The sequence below is a fragment of the Streptomyces tailanensis genome (genome assembly GCF_008386495.1).
Taxonomy (GTDB): domain Bacteria; phylum Actinomycetota; class Actinomycetes; order Streptomycetales; family Streptomycetaceae; genus Streptomyces; species Streptomyces tailanensis.
In genome coordinates this window covers 131411-146778 of the sequence record NZ_VTHJ01000005.1, presented here as the reverse complement: position 1 = coordinate 146778, position 15368 = coordinate 131411, and the positions used below count along the sequence as shown (strand labels likewise).

The following is a 15368-nucleotide window of genomic DNA, read 5'->3' as shown; positions in this document are numbered from 1 at the left end:
CCGTCGCCGAGCCTCTGAGCGGCCTTCAGACGTCCGCCCGGCGGCGGGTGTCCTCCCGACACCCCGTGGAAACCGATCGGTTTCGATTTCGTCCGATTCGAGTTAACCTCGCGGTATGACTACCGAAGTGAAGCAAAGCCCCCGGGAGCGGCTGCTGGAGGCAGCAGCCACGCTCACCTACCGCGACGGCGTCGGCATCGGCGTCGAGGCGCTGTGCAAGGCGGCGGGGGTGTCGAAGCGCTCCATGTACCAGCTGTTCGAGAGCAAGGATGAACTGCTGGCGGCGAGCCTGAAGGAGCGTGCCGCTGCCTTCGTGGCGAGGGCCCTGCCCCCGGCGGATGATGGCCGTTCCCCCCGCGAGCGGATCCTGTACGTCTTCGAGCGGGTGGAGTCGCAGGCGGGTGCGCCCGACTTCCAAGGCTGCCGGTACCTGGCTGTGCAGATCGAGCTCAAGGATCAGACCCACCCCGCGAGCCGGGTGGCCCACCAGATCAAAGCCGGCCTGACGGCCTTTTTCCGTTCCGAGGCCGAACGGGGTGGGGCGAGTAACCCCGACCTGCTGGCCCGGCAGCTCATCCTGGTCTTCGACGGCGCCAGCGCCCGCGCGGGGATCGGCGCCGACAACCTGACCGGGCTCATCGCGCCCACTGTGACCACCCTGCTCGATGCGGCAGACATGCACTGATCCGCCCCGTCTTCGAGCAGGATCGGCGACCGAAGCGCTCTTTCGGGTTGATGCCCGACTCCGGCAGCCGAAGCAGCGCGCATGGCCTCACGCCCCTGCTGCCCGGCAATCGGAGGGAAGCCCGATGGCCGTAAGAGTGTTGCCGAGCATGCCGCAAGCGAAGAATCTTGTGGTCTCGTGGGCATTGGCACCCAGCGACAGGTGCACGGTTTCCCACAGTCTCATCCAGTCGGCCCGGACGAGCTCGCCCGTCTGGTCATCGCCCTCTGCCTCAGCGGCCGCGACGACGGCGTATCCCTGCATCTGCATCAGGAGCGTTTCGGGGCGCGCCGAGATCAGCCGCGCGTACGCTCCCGCCATGGCGCCACGGGCCTGCTTGCTGCCCTCCATCCCGTCGGTCGCCCGCTCGAAAGCCAGGCGGGTGTCTTCCATGCTCCCTACCAAGGCGGCGACGAAGATCGCCTTTTTGCCCGGGAAGAGCCGGAAGAGGTACGGCTGCGTGACGCTGACGCGTTTGGCGATCGCCTCGGTGGAGGTGCCGTAGTAGCCCTTGAGCGCGAACTCGGCGATCGCTGCGCGGACGACGCTTTCGCGTCTCTCTTGCGCACTGATCCTGGCCATGCCGTCATCCTGGCAGGCGCCGGTCCGCAGGGCCCTTGTGGCGGCCGACCGCCATGGGCCGGGCTCCTGTCTGTAGCGCGTCACAAACAGCGCTCCGCCCCATCTTGGGCGAGACGCCGCAGCCGCCGCGCAGCCCGATCGGCCTCAGCGTGCAGACGGCGGCACGGCCCGGATCGGGTCGGCGTTTGAGCTTGCGGATGGAAACCGATCAGTTTACCGTGAACGGAAACTGATCAGTTTCTAGCGAGTCAGGAATCTATGATGACGACGAACCGGCCGGTGGCACTCGTGACAGGTGCGTCATCCGGCATCGGGAAGGAAACCGCGCTCGCCCTGGTCGCAGCCGGATTCAACGTGGTCGGCACAAGCCGTGACGCCTCAAGCATCACCCCGCTCGACGGCGTGACGTTCCTCGGGCTCGACGTCGCCAGTGACGCCTCGGTCGCCACAGCGGTCCAGGAGGTGAGCGAGCGGTTCGGACGGATCGATGTCCTGGTCAACAATGCCGGCGTCGGCTCGATGGGTGCGGCCGAGGAAACCTCCGTCGAGCAGACCCAGGGCGTCTTCGACACCAACGTCTTCGGGGTCATGCGCATGGTGAACGAGGTCCTTCCACACATGCGCGCTCAGCGACGCGGACGCATCATCAACATCTCGTCCGTACTCGGGTTCCTGCCCCAGCCCTACATGGCTGCCTACGCCGCCTCCAAGCACGCGGTCGAGGGCTACACCGAGTCCCTGGACCACGAGGTCCGCGACCACGGCATCCGGGCACTCATCGTCGAACCCGCCTACACCAGGACGGGATTCGAGGCCAACAGCGCGAAGCCTGACACCCCCCTGCACGTCTACGCGAAGCAGCGGCTCACCGTCGACCGCGTGATGGCGGAGGCGGTCAGGGACGGCGACGCCCCCGCCATCGTCGCCAAGGCGATCGTCGCGGCAGCGACTGACGCCAAACCGAAGCTGCGCTACACCGCCGGTCCCCTGGCCGGACGCGCGCGCATACTGCGCCGCCTCGCTCCCGCCCAGTTCTTCGACAAGCAGATCCGCAAGATGAACAAGCTGGCCAGCTGACGCCTGCCCGCACTCAAGCACTCCGCAAGTAAAAGACGCAAGGGAACAGCGCATGACGGAGATCCAGATCGAGCTCGACGTTCCGGCGGAGATGCGTGACGGCACGGTGCTGCGCGCGGATGTCTACCGGCCCGGCGGTACGGGGCCGTGGCCGGTGCTGCTGAGCCGGCTGCCGTACGGCAAGCAGTCGCCCCTGCTGGCCATGATGCTCGATCCCCTGGCGGCGGCCAGGCGCGGCTTCCTGGTGGTCATCCAGGACACCCGGGGACGGTTCGCCTCCGAGGGGGAGTGGGAGCCGTGGACGTACGAGGAGAGCGACGGTTACGACACCGTGCGGTGGGCCGCCGCCCTGCCCGGCTCGAACGGCTCCGTCGGCCTGATCGGCGGCAGCTACTTCGGCAACACCCAGTGGATGGCGGCGCTGTCGAAGCCGCCGGAGCTGAAGGCGATCGCTCCGCTGATCACGTGGTCCGATCCGGACGACGGCCTGTGGACGCGCGGCGGTGCGATCGAGCTCGGTATCACCGTGCCCTGGTCTCTCATGCAGGGTGCCGACACCCTGATGCGCCGTCACGCTACCGATCTGGACGGGCTGGTGAACGGCATCACCGGGCTGGTGCAGGATTTCGACGGCCTGGCGAGCGGAGGTTACGGCGAGCTGCCCGCCGGGCGGTTTCCCGCGTTCGCCCGGCACGACCTGCCCGAGCTGGGCTACGAGCGTTCCCGGCGCGAGCCCGAGTGGGCGGCGTCCTGCACCGTCGTGGGCCGGCACGGCGAGGTCGATCTGCCCACCTTCCAGGTCGGCGGCTGGTTCGACATCTTCGGCCAGGGCACGCTCGACAACTTCACCGCCATGCGCCGCGCGGGCCGGTCGGCCACCCTGGTCATGGGCCCTTGGACGCACACCAACTGGCGGCATGTGGTCGGTGACGTCAACTTCGGGTTCGGCGCGAACTCCGACTTCATGGGCATGCGCGGACGCCTGCACGACCTGCAGTTCGACTGGTTCCGGCGCATCCTCGGCGACGACGGCGGCGAGGCTCCGGAGCCGGACACGGGCAAGGTGCTGCTGTTCGTCATGGGGATCAACCAGTGGCGCGAGGAGACGGAGTGGCCCCTGTCGCGCGCGGTGGACACGGACTTCCACCTGCGCGCCGACGGACGCCTGACCCCCGAGCCGCCGTCCGCCGCCGAGCAGGCCGAGGAGTTCACCTACGACCCCATGGACCCGGTACCCACCACCGGCGGCGCGCTCCTCATGGGCGGCGGGCTCCTGAACACCGACGAGTTCCGTCCCGGGCCGCTCGACCAGACGGCCGTGGAGGCGCGCGAGGACGTCCTGGTCTTCACCACCGACCCGCTCACCGAGGACGTCGAGGTGACCGGCCGGGTCCGGGCGGTGCTCATCCAGCTCGGCACCCGCACGCCGATGGCGATCGCCCGCGCCGCGATCACGCTGTCGCAGATCTCCGAGGGGCGCTTCCTCCTGGGGCTCGGTCCCTCCGGACCGCAGGTGATCGAGGGGCTGCACGGCGTGCCCTTCGCCCGGCCGCTGTCGCGGATGCGCGAGACCGTCGACATCGTGCGGCAGGCCGCGACCGGAGAGAAGGTCTCCTACACCGGGCGGGAGTTCCAGCTCCCGCTGCCAGGCGGGGACGCGAAGCCCATGCGTCTGTCGATGCGCCCCGAGCACGACATCCCCGTATACCTGGCAACCCTGTCGCCGAGAATGCTGCACTTGACCGGCGAGATCGCCGACGGTTGGCTGGGCACCAGCTTCGTGCCCGAGGGCGCCAAGGAGGCGTACTTCGACCACCTGGACCACGGGCTGGCCGCCGCCGGTCGCAAGCGCGCCGACCTGGACATCTGCCAGGGCGCCGAGGTCGCCTTCGCCGACGACGAGGACACCCTGCGCGCGATGGTGGCCGGACGCAAGAAGGAACTGGCCTTCAGCCTCGGCGGCATGGGCTCCGCGACCACGAACTTCTACAACAACGCCTACAGCCGCCAAGGTTGGGCCGAGGTGGCGGCGGACGTCCGGGCACGCTGACAGGCCGGGGACCGGGACGGCGCAGCTGGTCTCGTCACCGACGAGATGGTGCTGGCGACCACGCTGATCGGAACCGAGGACATGGTCCGCGAACGGCTGCGGGTGTGGCGCGATGCCGGAGTCGACACCGTCCGCTTCTATCCCGCCGGCGAAACCGTCGATGCCCGGCTGACCGCCCTGGGGCGGGCCATCGACCTGGTCCGTGGGATCGAGGACGAGGCGGCACGGTAGCGCAGCGCAGGCACTATCCGAACGGAGGGAAAGCGCGCCGTCGTTGGTCGGTACCGGGCAGCCTGGTCGGCCTTGAGGGGCCTCGTGTTTCCCGGACAGGCTTCTGACTGTCTATTTCACGCGGCGATTCGCAACTTCTCGTACTCGGCGTGGACTTCGCGCGGAGGCCGGTAACCCTCCGCCGAGTGGAGGCGTTTGCGGTTGTACCAGAATTCTATGTAGCGAGTGATGTCCTGCCGGGCGGCCTCGCGGGTCAGGTAAGTCACCCTTGATACGCGCTCGTTCTTCAGGGCGCCGAAGAATGATTCGGCCATGGCGTTGTCGAAACAGATCCCGGTGCGGCCGGCAGATCTGCGGAGCCCGATCCGGTCCAGCGTCCTCCCGAACTCGGCTGACATGTAGTTGCTTCCGCGATCCGAGTGAAATATCGCGCCGGCCGAGAGGTTCCTGTTCCGTGCCGCGTTACGGATCGCCCTGGATATCAGTGGCGCTCGATCTTGGTGGGGGCGACCGGCACGATCAGCCGGTTCGCCTCGGTGACAGCCTCGTGGAAGATGCGGGCGCTGCCGCCGCCGGCGTCGACCACGATCGCGCCGAACTCGGACCGCTTGGCGCGGATGTACTCGGCGATGTCGTCGAACGGGTACCGCTCGACCACCAGGTTGGCCGGGATCCCGAAGCTCTCGGCCTGGGCGACCCTGAACCAGTCGTAGGCGGACTGGCTGGTGGCGTCGGCGTCCAGCTGCAGCGTGGGCAGGTCGAGGACGACGGCGTAGTAGAGGGCGATGAACCAGGCGGAGGTGGTCTTGCGGGTGCCGCTCTTGAGCATGCCGACGACGATCACTGTCGGCGGGGCGTCCTCGCCCCGCGTGCCGTGGTTGGGAACAGGGTCCTGAGGGCTGGGGCTGCCACGCAAGGCGGCTTCTGCCAGGCGGAAGTGGTTCCGTAAAGGGGCTGGTCAGAGGGTTGGTGCATCTTTTGGTGGGACTCGGCGGCCCGCGTGCGACGGCGCGGCCGCTGCCGACCGACCCGGTCAGCGCGATCATGGCCACGTCGGGGCCGCTCCGCCAGGCGGGGCGCCGACCACGCGGCCCGTGCGCGTCACCACGTTCACGACCCCCGGCGGCAGCGGTTCGGTGACGAGCTCGGCAAGCCTCACGACAGGGAACTCCCGAAGAAATCGCCGCCGCGGTCTCGTTCCTCTGCTCGCCCGACTCCAGCTACATCACCGCCCACGCGCTCGTCGTCGACGGTGGCGTCACAGCCACCAACTTGTGAAGCCCCCAGCCATATGCGAACGGATGGCCGCCCCCGACCGGGGGCGGCGATCCGTTTGGCGGTGAAGAGGCGTCCGGCTGTCAGCGGAGGATCACCGTGCGCCTGCCCTGGACGAACACCCGGCCCTCGCAGTGCCAGCGGACCGCTCGGGCCAAGGCTGCCGACTCCGCGTCGCGGCCGATGGCGGCGAGGTCTTCGGGGGTGTGGCTGTGGTCGACGTTGATGACCTCCTGGGCGATGATCGGGCCTTCGTCGAGGTCGGCGGTGACGTAGTGGGCGGTCGCGCCGACGAGTTTGACGCCGCGGTCGTGTGCCTGGTGGTAGGGCTTGGCACCCTTGAAGCTCGGCAGGAACGAGTGGTGGATGTTGATCGTCCGGCCGGCCAGTCGGGTGCACAGGTCGTCGGATAGCACCTGCATGTAGCGGGCCAGGACGACCAGGTCGACGTCGAACTCGTCGACGAGTTCCAGGAGTCGGGCTTCGGCCTCGGGCTTGGTCGCGGCGGTGACCGGAACATGGAAGAACGGGATGCCGTGCCAGGTGACGAGTGCCTCGTGGTCGCGGTGGTTGGAGACCACGGCGACCACGTCGATGGGCAGGTCGCCGCTGCGGGTGCGGAAGAGCAGGTCGTTGAGGCAGTGGCCGTAGCGGGACACCATCACCAGCACGCGGCGCCGGGTCCCGACCGGTTCGAGGTGCCACCGCATGGCGAACGGCGCGGCCACGGCGGCGAAGTCGCGGCGCAGCACCTCGGTGGTGTTCTCGCTGCCGGACGTCGCGAAGCGCACCCGCATGTAGAAGTGGCCGTCGCGGCGGTCGCCGAACTGATGGTTGTCGACGATGTCGCTGTCGTGTTCGAGAAGGAACCGCGAGACGGCGTGGACGATGCCGGGCGCCTCGGGGCAGTCGACGGTGAGTACGTACTCAACAGCTGCGAAGTCAGTCATGGTGTCAGCACTCGATTACGTTGACGGCGAGGCCGCCGCGGGCGGTCTCCTTGTACTTGACCTTCATGTCCCGGCCGGTGTCGCGCATGGTCTTGATGGCCTTGTCCAGCGTGACCTTGTGCGTGCCGTCACCGGCCAGGGCGAGCCGTGCGGCGTTGATCGCCTTGTTGCTCGCTACGGCGTTGCGCTCGATGCAGGGGATCTGGACCAGGCCGCCGACCGGATCGCAGGTGAGCCCCAGGTTGTGCTCGATGCCGACCTCGGCGGCGTTCTCGACCTGCGCGGGCGTCCCGCCGAGGACCTCGCACAGTGCCCCGGCCGCCATGGAGCAGGCCGAACCGACCTCGCCCTGACAGCCGACCTCGGCGCCGGAGATGGAGGCGTTCTGCTTGAACAGGATGCCGATCGCGGCGGCGGTCAGCAGAAAACGCACCACACCGTCGTCGTCGGCCCCGGGCACGAACCGCGCGTAGTAGTGCAGCACGGCGGGGATGATGCCGGCCGCCCCGTTGGTGGGGGCGGTCACGATACGGCCCCCGGAGGCGTTCTCCTCGTTGACGGCCAGGGCGAACAGGTTCACCCAGTCCATGACGTGGAGCGGATCCGGATCGTCGGCCGTCGAGTCGAGGTCCTGGAACAGCGCCGGTGCGCGGCGTCGCACCCGCAGGCCGCCCGGCAGCACCCCTTCGCGTCGGCATCCGCGCTCCACGCACGCCTGCATCACCGACCACAGGTCGAGCAGTCCCGCGCGTACCTCGGCCTCGGGCCGCCACGCCTGCTCGTTGGCGAGCATGATGTCGCTGATGGAGAGGGCCTCCCGTGCGCAGTGCGCCAGCAGTTCGGCTGCCGAGTCGAAGGGGAAGGGCACCCGGGTGGTGTCCGCGACGACGCGGTCGGCGCCGGTGGCGGCCTCGTCGACGACGAAGCCGCCACCCACGGAGTAATAGGTCCGCTCGTCCAGCACCCGGCCGTCGTCGGCGAAGGCGTGGAACACCATGCCGTTGGGGTGCGCGGGCAGGGACTTGCGCCGGTGCAGGACCAGGTCGGCATCGCTGTCGAAACCGATCCGGTGCTTGCCGCCCAGGAGCAGGCTGTGGCTGTCGCGCACCTCCGCCACCCGACCGTCGGCCCGGTCGGTGTCCACGGTGGCGGGATCCTCGTCCTCCAGGCCGAGCACGACCGCCTTGTCGGAGCCGTGCCCGTGCCCGGTCGCGCCGAGCGACCCGAACAGTTCGGCCCGCACCCGGCCGACGGAGAGCAGCAGGCCCTCATCGTCCAGGCGCCGGACGAAGCGCCGGGCCGCCCGCATCGGCCCCACCGTGTGGGAGGAGGAGGGGCCGATGCCGACCGAGTACAGGTCGAACGCGCTGAGCGCCATCAGGGGACCTCGGGCCCGCGGTACTCGCTCATCGCGTCGATGAGCCAGCGCGCCAGGTAATCGGCGAACGAGGACCGCGGGAACAGCCGGTACGTGGGCCCGTCGTCGACCTGCCAGAGCAGTACGGCGATGGGGCCCACCGTGGTCGACACCGCCCGGCCGGGGGCGAAGGACCGGGGGTGGAGGTCCAGCGGGCAGCCCTTCTCCAGCACCTGCCGGGCGGCCGGGCCGCTCAGCTCCAGCGTGGTGCGGTTCGCCGAGACGTCCACGACCGAGCCCGGGTCGCCGCCGAGGGCCTCCCGCAACTCGGAGGTCACGGCGGTCACTTCGGCCTGGGACAGCACGAGCCACTCGTCGGGGCCGAGCCACAGGACCGTGTGGGGGCCGGATGTGCTGGTGTCGCCGCATTGACGGGGGAGCGGTGCCCCCAGGGCCTTCCCGATGCGGTCGGCCGCTTCGGAAGCGGGGTCGACCCGCATGTTCACCATGGTGAGGAACGGCCACTCGGTGAGCGTGACGCCGCGGGCGCCGGTGACGGTGGCGGCGCGCATCCGCTCCTCCAGGTGCGCCAACGGGCTCACCCGTGCGTCGATCGTCGGCTCAGCCATCGCGCTTGGTCCCTTCGGGGTCGTACAGGACGAAGTCGGTCACCTCGACGGGCACCAGGTCCTCGCCCACCGGGGCGAGCAGGGTCTGGCCCTTCCTTGCCTGCCCGTCGGCGACGAGGGCGAGGGCGAAGGGGCGGCCGAGGGCCGGACTGTGGTAGCTGGAGGTGACGTGGCCGAGCATCGGCACGGGCACTGTCTCCAAGGAGGCTTCCGGCGCGACGAGTTGGGTGCCCTCGGGGAGCCGGGTGCTGCGGTCGGTCGGGAGCAGGCCGACCAGTTGCTTGCGGTCGGTGCGGGAGGTGTCGGCGCGGGCGTAGGACCGCTTGCCGATGAAGTCCTTCTGCTTGGAGACCACCCAGGACATGCCCGCGTCCTGCGGGGTGACGGTGCCGTCGGTGTCCTGGCCGACGATGATGTAGCCCTTCTCGGCCCGCAGGACGTGCATGGTCTCGGTGCCGTACGGGGTGATGCCGTACGGCTGCCCGGCCTCGTACACCTGCTCCCAGACGGACAGGCCGTACCAGGCGGAGACGTTGATCTCGTAGGCGAGTTCGCCGGAGAAGGAGATCCGGCAGATGCGGGCCGGGATGCCGGAGGCCAGGGTGGTCTCGCGGAAGGCCATGAAGGGGAACGCCTCGGCGGACAGGTCGACGTCGGGCGCGAGCTGGGCCACGACCTCCCGGGACTTGGGGCCGACGACGGCGATCGTCGTCCACTGCTCGGTCACCGACGTGCAGTGGACGTCGAGTTCGGGCCACTCGGTCTGCAGCCACTCCTCCAGCCAGTCCAGGACCCCGGCGGCGCCGCCGGTCGTGGTGGTCAAGAAGTAGCGGTTGTCGTCGAGGCGGAGGGTCACGCCGTCGTCGAAGATCATGCCGTCGGGCTTGCACATGACGCCGTAGCGGGCCATGCCGGGCTTGAGCTTCTTGAAGGCGTTGGTGTAGATGCGGTTGAGGAACTCGCCCGCGTCCGCGCCCCAGATCTCGATCTTGCCGAGGGTGGAGGCATCCATGAACGCCACCCCCTCACGGGCCGCGCGGCACTCGCGGGCCACGGCCGTGTCCATGTCCTCACCGGGCTGCGGGAAGTACCAGGGGCGCTTCCACTGCCCGACGTCCTCGAACAGCGCCCCGTGTGCGACATGCCAGCTGTGGACGGAGGTCGTGCGCTCCGGGTCGAACAGCTCACCGCGCTCACGACCGGCCAGCGCCGCGAAGGCCACCGGCGTGTACGGCGCCCGGTAGGCCGTGGTGCCGATCTCGCCGGGGGACGCGCCCGCGCCGAGGGCCTCTGCGATGACACCGATCGCGTTGACACCGGACGTCTTGCCCTGGTCGTTGGCCGTGCCGAGCGAGGTGTAGCGCTTGACATGCTCGACACCGCGCATGCCGGCGCCGGTGGAGCGCCACACGTCGGCGACCGTGACATCGCGCTGGAGGTCGACGAAGTGCGTGTCCCAGTCGCCGGGTTCGCCCTCGGGGGAGGGGATCAGCCACAGGGCGCGCGTCGGGCCTCCGGGCCGCGCGTCGCCGGGCGACGGTACGGCAACGGGGAACCCTGCCTCCGTCGCGGCCAGCGCACCCGCCCGCGCCCCGTCGGCCAGACAGCCGTCGAGGTCGAACGTCCCGCGCGCCGCACCGACGACCTGCTGGTCCCGTACGGTCCCGTCGGGGACGAAGGCGACCAGGTCGTCGTCCCAGCGCAACCGGCCCTGGCGCTGGCTGTGCAGGTGCACCACCGGGCTCCAGCCACCCGAGACGGCGAGCAGGTCGCAGTCGAACGACTGGGGAGCGCCGGTGAGTTGACCGTCGACGTCGATGGCCTGGACGGTGACGCCGGTGAGCCGGCCATCTCCCGCGGTGTCGACCACCGTGCTGCCCGTCAGCACTCGCACCCCGGTCGCCACGGCGATCTCGGCGGCCCGGTGGGACAGTTCGGGGCGCGCGTCCACGACGGCGGCGACGTCGATGCCGGCGGCGTGAAGATCGGCGACCGTGTCGTAGGCGCTGTCGTTGGTCGTGCTCACCACGGCCCGCGAACCCGGGGCTACGGCGTACCGGTTGAGGTACGAGCGCACGGCCGCGGCGAGCATCACCCCGGGGCGGTCGTTGCCGGCGAAGGTCAGCGGACGCTCGTGCGCACCGGTCGCCAACACCACCTGCCGGGCCCGTATGTGCCACAGCCGCTGGCGCGAGACGTCTTCTGGGGCATCGGCTCCGAGGTGGTCGGTGCGCCGCTGAAGGGCCAGCACGTAATTGTCGTCGTACGACCCGAATGCCGTGGTGCGGGGCAGTACGACGACCTCAGGGGCGGCGTCCAGAGCAGCGCGGACGTCGGCGACCCACTCCATGGCACTGCGCGCGCCGGCCCTCTCGGTGCGCCCGGAGAGCAGCGAACCGCCGGGCTCGGGCTGGTCGTCGAGGAGGATCACGCGGGCGCCGGAGCCTGCGGCAGCCGCGGCTGCCGCGAGGCCGGCGGGTCCGGCGCCGACGACCAGGACGTCGGTGTGGACGTACTTCTTGTCGTAGACGGCGGGGTCGGGGGTCGGGTCGAGCCGGCCCATCCCGGACAGCGTCGTGGCGGACAGGCCGTCGTACAGCTCCACGGTCGTTGCCGGGACCATGCCCTCCGAGCACGGGCCGTCGAGCTGCAACAGGGCGTTGGGCTCCTCGACGCCCGCGGCGACGATGCCGCGCGGGCGGCCGCGGTAGAGCGACGGGGCGACCTCGACGAGGCCGTTCGCCAGCATCGCCGAGGCGACGGTGTCTCCGGGGTGCCCGGTCAACTCCCGTCCGTCGACGGTGAAGCGCAGCACGGTGCCGCGGTCGACGCGGCCTCCGTGCCGGAGCCGGAAGTGCTGGTCGGTCATCGGTTCCCTCCGGCCTGGGGCAGTGCGGGGCGGGGCTCGTCGAGCCGGTACACGGCGAGCACCTCGTAGTTGACGGTGTCGCGCAGGACGTTGAACCAGCGGCGGCAGCCGGTGCTGTGCACCCACCGCTCGGCGAAGGGGCCCTTGGGGTTGTCGCGGTAGAAGACGTACTCGGCCCACTGCTCGTCGGTGAGGTCGGCGGGGGTCTCGGGGTAGGCGACATGGGCCTGTCCGCCGTAGTGGTACTCGGTCTCGTTCCGAGGACCGCACCATGGACAGTTGATCAGCAGCACGGTGTCCTCCTCAGTGGGCCACGGCTGCGGCGCCGTGTTCGTCGATCAGTGCGCCCGTGGTGAAGCGTTCGAGGGCGAAGGGGGCGTTCAGCGGATGCGGCTCGCCGGTCGCGATGGTGTGCGCGAAGGTCCAACCGGCCGCCGGGGTGGCCTTGAACCCGCCGGTGCCCCAGCCGCAGTTGACATAGAGGTTCTCCACGGGCGTGCTGCCGATGATCGGCGAGGCGTCCGGGCTGACGTCGACGATGCCGCCCCAGGTCCGCAGCACATGCGCGCGGGCGAACACGGGGAACAGCTCGACCGCGGCGGCCATCTGCTGCTCGATCACGTGGAAGGAGCCGCGCTGCCCGTAGCCGTTGTACGAGTCGACGCCCGCTCCCATCACCAGCTCGCCCTTGTGGGCCTGGGAGACGTAGACGTGCACGTGGTTCGACATGACGACGGTGGGGTGCACCGGCTCGTGCAGCTCGGAGACCAGCGCCTGCAGCGGATGCGACTGCACGGGCAGTCGTACGCCCGCCCGCTCGGCCAGCACACTGCTGTGCCCGGCGGCCGCGAGGCCGACCCGGCCGGCATTGATGCGGCCGAGGTTGGTCTCGACGCCCACGACCCGGTCGCCGTCCTTGATGAAGCCGGTGACCTCGCAGCCCTGGATCAGGTCGACGCCCATCTCGTCGGCGCGGCGGGCCAGCGCCCAGGCCACGTGGTCGTGCTTGGCGATACCGGCCCGCGGCTGGAAGGTGCCGCCGAGGACCGGATACCGGGTGCGGGACGAGACGTTGAGGATGGGGCAGACCTTGGCGATCTCGTCCGGTTCGAGCCACTCGGCGTCGACGCCGTTGAGCTTGTTGGCGTTGACGCGGCGCATGCCCTCGCGGACGTCCTGGAGGGTGTGCGCGAGGTTGAGGACACCGCGCTGGCTGAACAGGAAGTCGTAGTCCAGCTCTTCCGGGAGCCCCTCCCACAGCTTGAGCGCGTGCTCGTAGATCGCCGCGCTCTCGTCCCAGAGGTAGTTGGAGCGGATGATCGTGGTGTTGCGGGCCATGTTGCCGCCCGCGAGCCAGCCCTTCTCCAGGACCGCGACGTTGGTGATGCCGTGGTTCTTGGCGAGGTAGTAGGCGGTGGCCAGGCCGTGGCCGCCCGCGCCGACGATGACGACGTCGTACGAGGAGCGCGGCTCGGGGTTGCGCCAGAGGAAGTCCGGGTGCTCCGGCAGGGCCTCGGTGGTCATGCCGCGTCTCCGTTCAGGTGGGGATAGAGGGGGAAGGCGGAGGCGAGCTTCTCGACCCGGGCGCGCAGTTCGTCCTCGGGCCGTTCGCCCTTCAGGGCCTCGGCGATGATGTCGGCGACCTCGCGGAACTCCGCCTCGCCGAAGCCACGCGTGGCCAGGGCGGGCGTGCCGATCCGCAGCCCCGACGACACCATCGGCGGGCGCGGGTCGAACGGCACCGCGTTGCGGTTGACGGTGATGCCGACGCGGTGCAGCCGGTCCTCGGCCTGCTGCCCGTCGAGCGCGGAGTTGCGCAGGTCGACGAGGACCAGGTGGACCTCGGTGCCGCCGGTCAGGACGGTGATCCCGGCCTCGGCGACATCGTCGGCCAGCAGCCGTCCGGCGAGGATCTTCGCGCCCCTCAGCGTGCGCTGCTGGCGCTCCTTGAACTCCTCGCCCGCCGCCACCTTGAAGGCCACCGCCTTCGCCGCGATGACGTGCTCCAGCGGGCCGCCCTGCTGGCCCGGGAAGACCGCCGAGTTGATCTTCTTGGCGAGGTCGGCGCGGCTGAGGATCACACCGCCGCGCGGGCCGCCGAGGGTCTTGTGGGTGGTGGTCGTGACGACGTCGGCGTACGGCACCGGGCTCGGGTGCAGGCCCGCTGCCACCAGACCGGCGAAGTGCGCCATGTCCACCAGCAGATACGCGCCCACCGCGTCGGCGATCCGCCGGAACGCCGCGAAGTCCAGGCGGCGGGGGTAGGCCGACCAGCCGGCGACGATCATCTTGGGCCGGTGGGCGAGGGCGAGCTGCTCGACCTCGTCCATGTCTATGCGCATGTCGGACTCGCGCACGTGGTACGGCACGACGTTGTACAGCTTGCCGGAGAAGTTGATGCGCATGCCGTGGGTCAGGTGACCGCCGTGCGCCAGGTCGAGGCCGAGGATTGTGTCGCCCGGCTTCAGCAGCGCGAACATCGCGGCCGCGTTGGCCTGGGCGCCGGAGTGCGGCTGTACGTTCGCGGCCTCGGCGCCGAAGAGTTCCTTGATCCGGTTGATGGCCAACTGCTCGACGATGTCGACGTGTTCGCAGCCGCCGTAGTAGCGGCGGCCCGGGTAGCCCTCGGCGTACTTGTTGGTCAGCACCGAGCCCTGGGCCTCCATGACGGCGGCCGGGGCGAAGTTCTCCGAGGCGATCATCTCGAGGGTCGACTGCTGACGGTGCAGCTCGGCGTGCACTGCGGCGGCGACGTCCGGGTCGAGTTCGCTGAGCGGGAGGGAGAGGGGGGAGGCGAGCGTGGTGAGCGACGGGTTCGTTGCCATCTGTGCACCATCCTGAGAGCCAACTAATGAGCAACTGATATATCAGCCTCTGCGGTAAGGTATGTGAGCTCGCCGGACAGGTCAAGGGGGCATTTCATGCAGCAAATGGCGACCGAGCCCAGGGGCGGGGAGCCCGGGGGTGAGGAGCTGTCCCTCGCCGAGCGCGCCTACCGCGCCATCCGCGACCGGCTCGTCATGCTCGAGATCCGCCCAGGCGCGCCGATCAACGAGGAGCAGCTGGGGCAGTCGCTCGGTGTCGGACGGACGCCGGTGCGTGAGGCGCTGAAGCGGCTCCAGTACGAGCGGCTGATCACGACCTATCCCCGGCGGGGCACCTTCGCCACCGAGGTCAACATCACCGACCTGGCCCATATCTCAGAGGTGCGCCAGGAGCTGGAGCCGCTGGCCGCCGGCCAGGCCGCGCGTCGGGCCACGGCGGCGGACCGGGCGAGGCTGACTGGCCTACGGCGGGAGCTGGCGGGCGTGGATCCCCGGCGGGGCGACGCCGCCGAGCTCATGCACCTCGACCTTCAGGTCCACCGGGCCATCTACGCCGCCGCGCACAATCCGTACCTGGAGGACACGCTCGTCCGCCACGACAACCTGGCGACCCGCATCTGGTGCCTGTTCATCGACCGGCTGTCCGACATGGCCGGGCATGTCGAGGAGCACGGGCCGTTGATCGAGGCGATCGTCGATGGTGATCCGGACAAGGCGGCGCGGCTGGCCCGCAGTCATGTGGAGGACTTCGAGCGGGCCATTCGCGAGGCCATCTGAGTGGCGGGGTTCTTTCGCCCCT

At 69.9% G+C, this 15368-nt stretch carries 13 protein-coding genes and 3 pseudogenes; 6 read left to right on the top strand and 10 right to left on the bottom strand.

Annotation, left to right across the window (positions count from 1 at the left end; genetic code table 11):
• Positions 1–115 precede the first annotated feature (115 nt).
• A complete protein-coding gene (locus F3T56_RS06410) occupies positions 116–685 on the top strand; it encodes a TetR/AcrR family transcriptional regulator (protein WP_149823702.1) in 570 nt (189 codons plus the stop codon).
• Between the two features lie 87 nt (positions 686–772).
• Here F3T56_RS06410 and F3T56_RS06405 read toward each other — a convergent pair whose 3' ends face one another.
• A complete protein-coding gene (locus F3T56_RS06405) occupies positions 773–1306 on the bottom strand; it encodes a TetR/AcrR family transcriptional regulator (protein WP_149823701.1) in 534 nt (177 codons plus the stop codon).
• 261 nt (positions 1307–1567) lie between these two features.
• On the opposite strand from F3T56_RS06405, the gene F3T56_RS06400 reads away from it, so the two are divergent.
• The 3 genes and pseudogenes from F3T56_RS06400 to F3T56_RS47490 all read left to right on the top strand — a co-directional run.
• Complete coding sequence (locus F3T56_RS06400) at positions 1568–2383, top strand: oxidoreductase (protein WP_172638827.1); 816 nt, start codon at positions 1568–1570, stop codon at positions 2381–2383.
• Between the two features lie 52 nt (positions 2384–2435).
• Positions 2436–3743, top strand: a pseudogene (locus F3T56_RS46890) (CocE/NonD family hydrolase); the annotation flags it as partial.
• A 42-nt stretch (positions 3744–3785) separates the two neighbouring features.
• Positions 3786–4664, top strand: a pseudogene (locus F3T56_RS47490) (LLM class flavin-dependent oxidoreductase); the annotation flags it as partial.
• A gap of 116 nt (positions 4665–4780) precedes the next feature.
• Here the strand turns inward: F3T56_RS47490 and F3T56_RS47485 are convergent.
• Complete coding sequence (locus F3T56_RS47485; protein WP_149823699.1) at positions 4781–5062, bottom strand: integrase core domain-containing protein; 282 nt, start codon at positions 5060–5062, stop codon at positions 4781–4783.
• A gap of 83 nt (positions 5063–5145) precedes the next feature.
• On the bottom strand, positions 5146–5580 hold the full coding sequence (locus tag F3T56_RS47480) for a hypothetical protein (protein WP_149823698.1): 435 nt from the start codon (positions 5578–5580) through the stop codon (positions 5146–5148).
• 248 nt (positions 5581–5828) lie between these two features.
• Between F3T56_RS47480 and F3T56_RS06380 the strand changes: the two are divergent.
• Positions 5829–5942: pseudogene (locus F3T56_RS06380) on the top strand (SDR family oxidoreductase); the annotation flags it as partial.
• 80 nt (positions 5943–6022) lie between these two features.
• Here the strand turns inward: F3T56_RS06380 and purU are convergent.
• Genes purU through glyA form a run of 7 tightly spaced genes read right to left on the bottom strand, consistent with a single transcriptional unit; the run spans position 6023 to position 14569 of the window.
• Positions 6023–6889 (bottom strand): formyltetrahydrofolate deformylase, encoded by an 867-nt coding sequence (gene purU / locus F3T56_RS06375; RefSeq protein WP_149823697.1) that lies wholly within the window; start codon positions 6887–6889, stop codon positions 6023–6025.
• 4 nt (positions 6890–6893) lie between these two features.
• The gene (locus F3T56_RS06370; protein ID WP_149823696.1) at positions 6894–8267 is read right to left on the bottom strand and encodes an L-serine ammonia-lyase; all 1374 of its coding nucleotides are present in this window, start codon (positions 8265–8267) and stop codon (positions 6894–6896) included.
• Entirely contained in the window at positions 8267–8875 is a 609-nt protein-coding gene (locus F3T56_RS06365) for a sarcosine oxidase subunit gamma (RefSeq protein ID WP_149823695.1), read from the bottom strand. The genes F3T56_RS06370 and F3T56_RS06365 overlap by 1 nt, the downstream gene beginning before the upstream one ends.
• Positions 8868–11744 carry a sarcosine oxidase subunit alpha family protein gene (locus F3T56_RS06360; RefSeq protein ID WP_149823694.1) on the bottom strand — a complete coding sequence of 959 codons (2877 nt, stop codon included), beginning with the start codon at positions 11742–11744 and terminating at the stop codon, positions 8868–8870. Before F3T56_RS06360 ends, F3T56_RS06365 begins: the two co-directional genes overlap by 8 nt.
• Positions 11741–12037, bottom strand: coding sequence for a sarcosine oxidase subunit delta (locus F3T56_RS06355; protein WP_149823693.1), 297 nt, complete (start codon positions 12035–12037; stop codon positions 11741–11743). Before F3T56_RS06355 ends, F3T56_RS06360 begins: the two co-directional genes overlap by 4 nt.
• 10 nt (positions 12038–12047) lie before the next feature.
• Positions 12048–13268, bottom strand: coding sequence for a sarcosine oxidase subunit beta family protein (locus F3T56_RS06350; RefSeq protein ID WP_149823692.1), 1221 nt, complete (start codon positions 13266–13268; stop codon positions 12048–12050).
• A complete protein-coding gene (glyA, locus tag F3T56_RS06345) occupies positions 13265–14569 on the bottom strand; it encodes a serine hydroxymethyltransferase (RefSeq protein WP_149823691.1) in 1305 nt (434 codons plus the stop codon). Before glyA ends, F3T56_RS06350 begins: the two co-directional genes overlap by 4 nt.
• A 96-nt stretch (positions 14570–14665) precedes the next feature.
• On the opposite strand from glyA, the gene F3T56_RS06340 reads away from it, so the two are divergent.
• Positions 14666–15346: a GntR family transcriptional regulator gene (locus F3T56_RS06340; RefSeq protein ID WP_149823690.1), complete on the top strand. Its 681-nt coding sequence runs from the start codon at positions 14666–14668 to the stop codon at positions 15344–15346.
• Positions 15347–15368: the final 22 nt, after the last annotated feature.

Coding starts and splice junctions, on each gene's coding strand:
- F3T56_RS06410 (WP_149823702.1), top strand. CDS start 116: ATGACTACCGAAGTGAAGCAAAGCCCCCGGGAGCGGCTGCTGGAGGCA.
- F3T56_RS06405 (WP_149823701.1), bottom strand. CDS start 1,306: ATGGCCAGGATCAGTGCGCAAGAGAGACGCGAAAGCGTCGTCCGCGCA.
- F3T56_RS06400 (WP_172638827.1), top strand. CDS start 1,568: ATGACGACGAACCGGCCGGTGGCACTCGTGACAGGTGCGTCATCCGGC.
- F3T56_RS47485 (WP_149823699.1), bottom strand. CDS start 5,062: ATGTCAGCCGAGTTCGGGAGGACGCTGGACCGGATCGGGCTCCGCAGA.
- purU (WP_149823697.1), bottom strand. CDS start 6,889: ATGACTGACTTCGCAGCTGTTGAGTACGTACTCACCGTCGACTGCCCC.
- F3T56_RS06370 (WP_149823696.1), bottom strand. CDS start 8,267: ATGGCGCTCAGCGCGTTCGACCTGTACTCGGTCGGCATCGGCCCCTCC.
- F3T56_RS06365 (WP_149823695.1), bottom strand. CDS start 8,875: ATGGCTGAGCCGACGATCGACGCACGGGTGAGCCCGTTGGCGCACCTG.
- F3T56_RS06360 (WP_149823694.1), bottom strand. CDS start 11,744: ATGACCGACCAGCACTTCCGGCTCCGGCACGGAGGCCGCGTCGACCGC.
- F3T56_RS06350 (WP_149823692.1), bottom strand. CDS start 13,268: ATGACCACCGAGGCCCTGCCGGAGCACCCGGACTTCCTCTGGCGCAAC.
- glyA (WP_149823691.1), bottom strand. CDS start 14,569: ATGGCAACGAACCCGTCGCTCACCACGCTCGCCTCCCCCCTCTCCCTC.
- F3T56_RS06340 (WP_149823690.1), top strand. CDS start 14,666: ATGCAGCAAATGGCGACCGAGCCCAGGGGCGGGGAGCCCGGGGGTGAG.